The 6,624-nt window shown below is 70.6% G+C and carries 3 protein-coding genes and 1 pseudogene; all 4 read left to right on the forward strand.

All coding sequences use genetic code 11. The features are described 5' to 3' along the window. The first annotated feature begins 10 nt into the window (after positions 1-10). A complete protein-coding gene (locus SSQG_RS32390; RefSeq protein ID WP_003994184.1) occupies positions 11-1,009 on the forward strand; it encodes a sugar phosphate isomerase/epimerase family protein in 999 nt (332 codons plus the stop codon). A gap of 121 nt (positions 1,010-1,130) precedes the next feature. Beyond that, on the forward strand, positions 1,131-4,853 hold the full coding sequence (locus SSQG_RS32395; protein WP_003994185.1) for a ThuA domain-containing protein: 3,723 nt from the start codon (positions 1,131-1,133) through the stop codon (positions 4,851-4,853). 80 nt (positions 4,854-4,933) lie between these two features. Next, a complete protein-coding gene (locus tag SSQG_RS32400; RefSeq protein WP_003994186.1) occupies positions 4,934-6,073 on the forward strand; it encodes an inositol-3-phosphate synthase in 1,140 nt (379 codons plus the stop codon). Positions 6,074-6,116: 43 nt separating this feature from the next. Then, positions 6,117-6,624: pseudogene (locus SSQG_RS43190) on the forward strand (UbiA family prenyltransferase); the annotation flags it as partial.

The raw sequence follows: 6,624 nt of genomic DNA on the forward strand, positions 1-6,624 counted from the left end.
GCCTGTTTCGATGCCACGCACCTTCACGCTCTTCACCGGCCAGTGGGCGGACCTCCCCCTGGAGGAGGTCTGCCGCCTGGCCCGTGACTTCGGCTACGACGGCCTGGAACTCGCCTGCTGGGGAGACCACTTCGAGGTCGACAAGGCACTGGCGGACCCCTCGTACCTGGACGGCCGCCGGGCCCTGCTCGACAAGTACGGCCTCAAGTGCTGGGCCGTCTCCAACCACCTGGTCGGCCAGGCCGTCTGCGACGCCATCATCGACGAACGGCACCAGGCGATCGTGCCGGGGGAGGTGTGGGGCGACGGAGACCCGGAAGGGGTCCGGCAACGGGCCGCGGAGCGCATGAAGGACACCGCCCGCGCCGCCGCGGCCTTCGGCGTCGACACCGTCATCGGCTTCACCGGCTCCGCCATCTGGCACCTGGTCGCCATGTTCCCGCCGGCGCCCGACGCGATGATCGAACGCGGCTACCAGGACTTCGCGGAGCGCTGGAACCCGATCCTGGACGTCTTCGACGCCGAGGGAGTGCGGTTCGCGCACGAGGTCCACCCGAGCGAGATCGCCTACGACTACTGGACGACGGTCCGCGCGCTGGAAGCGGTCGGCCGGCGCCCCGCCTTCGGCCTCAACTTCGACCCCTCGCACTTCGTGTGGCAGGACCTCGACCCGGTCGGCTTCCTCTGGGACTTCCGCGACCGCATCTACCACGTCGACTGCAAGGAGGCCCGCAAGCGCCTCGACGGACGCAACGGCCGGCTCGGCTCCCACCTGCCCTGGGGCGACCCCAGGCGCGGCTGGGACTTCGTCTCCGCCGGGCACGGCGACGTCCCCTGGGAGGACGTCTTCCGGATGCTGCGCTCCATCGACTACCAGGGCCCGGTCTCCGTCGAGTGGGAGGACGCCGGCATGGACCGGCTCCAGGGCGCGCCCGAGGCGCTGACCCGCCTCAAGGCCTTCGACTTCGAGCCGCCCAGCGCGTCCTTCGACGCCGCCTTCAACAGCTGAACCACGCACCTTCCTCGTGTTCAGGTCACACACACCTCCGGGGTGACGGCGCACCCCGGCGCCCGCACCGCACGTCTACGCACCCACCCCGTACGGCCCACCCCGTTCCCGGAGGGACTTCGTGCACAGAACCAGACCGAGAAACGCCCGCGTCTCGAGGCGACCCGAACTCCGCTCCGCCCTCGCCCTGTTCACCGGCCTGCTCCTTGCCGTGGGCGCCCCGGCCACCGTCGCCGGCGCCCACCCCGGCCACCCGGAGCACGACGAACCGGCCGCCGCCGAGGGGCAGTTCCAGCAGGTGCCGCTCGCCAAGGGCGAACCCGAGATGGGCGAGCCGATGTCGCTCGCCGTGCTCCCGGACCGCAGCGTCCTGCACACCTCGCGCGACGGCACGCTGCGCCTCACCGACCAGGGCGGTGTCACCAAGGTCGCCGGCAAGATCCCCGTCTACAGCCATGACGAGGAAGGCCTCCAGGGCGTCGGCATCGACCCGGACTTCAAGAACAACCGGGCGATCTACCTCTACTACGCGCCGCCGCTCGACACCCCCGCGGGCGACGCCCCGGAGACCGGCACCGCCGAGGAGTTCAAGAAGTTCGACGGCGTCAACCGCCTGTCCCGCTTCACCCTGAACGCCAACGGCACGCTGAACACGGCCAGCGAGAAGAAGGTCATCGACGTCGCGGCCTCCCGCGGCCTCTGCTGCCACGTCGGCGGCGACATCGACTTCGACGCGGACGGCAACCTCTACCTGTCGACCGGCGACGACACCAACCCCTTCGCCTCCGACGGCTACACGCCGATCGACGACCGCGAGGGCCGCAACCCCGCCTTCGACGCCCGCCGCAGCTCCGCCAACACCAACGACCTGCGCGGCAAGATCCTGCGGATCAAGGTCGCCGAGGACGGCTCGTACACCGTCCCGCAGGGCAACCTCTTCGCCCCGGGCACCGAGAAGACCCGCCCCGAGATCTACGCGATGGGCTTCCGCAACCCGTTCCGGATGAGCGTCGACGACAAGACCGGCATCGTCTACGTCGGCGACTACGGCCCCGACGCGGGCGCCGCCGACCCCAAGCGCGGCCCGGGGGGACAGGTCGAGTTCGCCAAGGTCACCAAGGCCGCCAACTTCGGCTGGCCGTTCTGCACCGGCAACAACGACGCCTATGTCGACTACGACTTCGCCACCAAGGAGTCCGGCGAGAAGTTCGACTGCGCCGCCCCGAAGAACACCTCGCCGTACAACACGGGCCTCACCAACCTGCCGCCCGCGCAGGCCGCCTGGATCCCGTACGACGACAGCTCGGTTCCCGAGTTCGGCAGCGGCTCCGAGTCCCCGATGGCCGGCCCGGTCTACCGCTACGACCCAGGGCTCGACTCCAAGGTGAAGTTCCCCGAGGCCTACGACGGTGACTTCTTCGCCGGTGAGTTCGGCCGCCGCTGGATCAAGCGGATCGAGCAGAACGGCGACGGCTCCGTCGCGAAGATCAACGACTTCCCGTGGACCGGCACCCAGATCATGGACATGGAGTTCGGCCCCGACGGCGCGCTCTACGTCCTCGACTACGGCGTCTCCTGGTTCCAGGGCGACGAGCACTCCGCGCTGTACCGCATCGAGAACGCCGAGGACGGCTTCTCGCCGATCGCCGAGGTCAGCGCCGACAAGACGTCCGGAGCCGCCGGTCTGAAGGTCACGTTCACCGGCTCCGCCAAGGACGCCGACTCCCCGAACCTCACCTACAGCTGGGACTTCGGCGACGGAACCAAGGGCGAGGGCCTCAACCCCACCCACACGTACAAGAAGGTCGGCACCTACACCGCGACCTTCACCGCCAAGGATCCCGAGGGCCACACCGGTAACGCCAGCACCCGGATCGTGGTCGGCAACACCGAGCCCAAGGTGAAGATCGACGTCCCGGGCAACGGCACCATGGCCGAGTTCGGCAAGCCCGTCCCCTTCAAGGTGACCGTCACCGACCCCGAGGAGACCGTCGACTGCTCGAAGGTCAAGGTCGCCTACAGCCTCGGCCACGACTCCCACGCCCACGAGCTGACCAGTGAGATGGGCTGCGAGGGCACCCTGAATCCGCCCCCCGGTGACGGCGGCCACGACCCCAACGCCAACATCTACGGTGTCGTCGGCGCCAGTTACACCGACGGCGGGGCGAACGGCCAGGAGACGCTGACCGGCACCGCCCGCGCCGTGCTCCAGCCGCTGCACCGCCAGGGCGAGCACTTCACCACCCAGTCGGGCGTGTCGGTCATCGAGAAGACCGGCGCCAACGGCGGCAAGACCGTCGGCAACATCGACGACGGCGACTACATCTCCTTCGCCCCCTACCGGTTCGACGGGCAGAAGAAGATGACCGTGCGGGCCTCCTCCGGCGGCGCGGGCGGCTTCATCGAGCTGCGCACCGGCTCGCCCGACGGTCCGCTGCACGGCTCGGCGTACATACCGCCGACCGGTGGCTGGGAGACGTTCCAGAACGTCGACGTGCCCCTGCGGTCGCTGCCGAAGAAGACCACGGACATCTACCTGGTCTTCAAGGGCGGCGAGGGCGCGCTGTACGACGTGGACGACTTCGAGTTCTCCAAGGAGCCGTTCAAGGGCGGCAAGAAGGTCCTGGTCTTCTCCAAGACCGGCGGCTTCCGGCACGACTCCATCCCGGCGGGCATCACCGCCCTGAAGGAGCTCGGCGGCCCGGCCGGCATCACGGTCGACGCGACCGAGGAGGCCCGGCAGTTCACCACGACCAACCTCGCCAAGTACGACGCGGTGGCCTTCCTGTCCACCACCGGTGACGTGCTCAACGCCGAGCAGCAGCAGGCGTTCGAGAACTACGTGAAGAACGGCGGCGGCTACATGGGCATCCACGCCGCCGCCGACACCGAGTACGACTGGCCGTTCTACGGCGGCCTGGTCGGCGCCTACTTCGACTCGCACCCGGCCATTCAGAAGGCCACCGTCCGCGTCGAGGACCACGACCACCCGTCCACCGCGCACCTCGGCGATACCTGGGAGCGCACCGACGAGTGGTACAACTACCGCACCAACCCGCGTGAGCAGGCCAAGGTCCTCGCCACCCTGGACGAGACCACCTACCAGGGCGGCACCATGAAGGGCGACCACCCGATCGCCTGGTGCCAGAGCTACGGCGGCGGCCGGTCCTTCTACACCGGCGGCGGCCACACCAAGGAGTCCTACGCCGAGGAAGCCTTCCGCGCCCATCTGCTCGGCGGCCTTCAGTACGCCACCGGCCAGGTGAAGGCGGACTGCAAGCCGGGCAAGGGCTACCGGAAGATCTTCAACGGCCAGACGCTGGACGGCTGGAAGCAGGCGGGCCCCGGCACGTTCAACGTCAAGGACGGCACTCTGGAGACCGAGGGCGGCATGGGCCTGCTCTGGTACCAGGCCAAGGAGCTGAAGTCGTACTCGCTCAAGCTCGACTGGAAGATGCGGGGCGACGACAACTCCGGGATCTTCGTGGGCTTCCCGGCCTCCGACGACCCCTGGTCCGCCGTGAACAAGGGCTACGAGATCCAGATCGACGCCACGGACGCGGCCGACCGCACCACGGGCTCCGTCTACTCGTTCAAGTCGGCCAACATCAAGGCCCGTGACCAGGTTCTGCGGCCGCCCGGCCAGTGGAACTCCTACGAGATCAAGGTCCAGGGCGAACGCCTCCAGGTGTTCCTCAACGGAGTCAAGATCAACGACTTCACCAACAAGGACCCCGAGCGGAGCCTGACCGACGGCTACATCGGCCTGCAGAACCACGGTGCCGACGACCAGGTCTCCTTCCGCGACATCCAGTTGAAAGAACTGCCCGTCAAGGGCGACTGAACGGCGGCGGGCGGGGGACGCCGGACCCCCGCCCGCCGTCTCCTGCCACCCCGGGTTCATGCACGATCAGGAGGCTGCCCATGTCCGCGTCCCTCTCCCGACCGCGTGTGGGGGTGTGGCTGATCGGAGCCCGAGGCTCCGTCGCCACCACCGTCGTCACGGGGTGCGCCGCCGTCACCGCGGGACTGCATCCGCCCACCGGCATGGTGACCGAGACACCGGCGTTCACCGGCAGCGGCCTGCCCGCGCTGTCCGACCTCGTCTTCGGCGGCCACGACACCCTCGACTGCCCCCTGCCCAAACGCGCCGAGGCCCTGACCGCCGGTGGTGTCCTCCCGCCGGGCGTCGCCACCGCCGTCGCCGCCGAACTCGCCGCCGCCGACCGGGAGATCAGGCCCGGTGGCCCCACGCCGGGGGACACCAGGAGCGAAGCCGAACTGATCACGGCCTTCGCCGGCGACATACGCGACTTCGTGCACCGCCACGAGCTGGAGCGGGCCGTGGTGGTGAACGTCGCCTCCACCGAACCCGCGTCCCAGGGGCCGCACGCCCCGCTGCCGGCCAGCACCCTGTACGCGCTGGCGGCCTTGCGCGCGGGCTGCGCCTACGTCAACTTCACCCCCTCCGAGGGCATGCACCACCCGGTTGCCGCCGCGGAGGCCGGGCGGAGCGGCCTGCCCCACGCCGGCCGGGACGGCAAGACCGGGCAGACACTGCTGCGGGCCGTGCTGGGCCCGATGTTCGCCCAGCGCGCCCTCACGGTCCGCGCCTGGTCCGGGACCAACCTCCTCGGCGGCGGCGACGGCGCGGCCCTCGCCGACCCGGCCGCCGCGGCGGCGAAGAACGCCGGGAAGGAACGCGTCCTCGCAGACACCCTCGGCACCGTCCCCGAGGGCGAGGTCCACATCGACGACGTCCCCGCCCTAGGCGACTGGAAGACCGCCTGGGACCACATCGCCTTCGACGGTTTCCTCGGCACCCGCATGATCCTCCAGACCATCTGGCAGGGCTGCGACTCCGCCCTGGCGGCTCCGCTCGTCCTCGACCTCGCCCGTCTGACGGCACGTGCCCACGAGACGGGACTGTCCGGACCGCTCGGCGCCCTCGGCTTCTACTTCAAGGACCCGGTGGGGGAGGGGCCGTCGGGGCTGGGTGAGCAGTACGAGGCGCTGGTCCGGTTCGCCCGGAGCCTTGGCGAGGACAAGGAGGGCCGCCGGTGACGCCGCGCGAGAACCCTCCCGGCCGCCGGGACGGCACGCGGGGATGCGGCCACCGAGACGCGCTCCGAGCGCGACGGCCGCTTCAGGGCGCGCTCGTGCCTGGGCCGAACTCCTGCGTTCTGCCCGCCCTGTGTAGCGTGCCGGGCGACGCCCTCGCCGGCACCGCCGCCACCGGGGCACAGCCCAACTCCCGCACCCTGCTCGCCATCGGCTCCTCCCTCTGCCTGTACGAGGCAGGCATGGCCCTCAACGACTGGGCGGACCGCGAGGTCGACGCCGTGGAACGCCCGCACCGCCCCCTGCCCTCCGGCCGCGTCCGACCGGCCGCCGCGCTCACCGCTGCCTGCGTCCTCACCGCAGGCGGACTGGCCCTGGCGGCCCGCGCCGGCCGTCCGGCCCTGGCCGTCGCCGCGCCCCTGGCCGCGACCGTCTGGGCCTACGACCTCACCCTGAAGCACACCCCCGCGGGCCCCGTGGCCATGGCCGTGGCCCGCGGACTCGACCTGCTCCTCGGAGCCGCCGCCACGACCGGCCGTGCCCGAGAAGCACTG

The sequence above is a fragment of the Streptomyces viridochromogenes DSM 40736 genome (assembly GCF_000158955.1).
Lineage (GTDB): Bacteria > Actinomycetota > Actinomycetes > Streptomycetales > Streptomycetaceae > Streptomyces > Streptomyces venetus.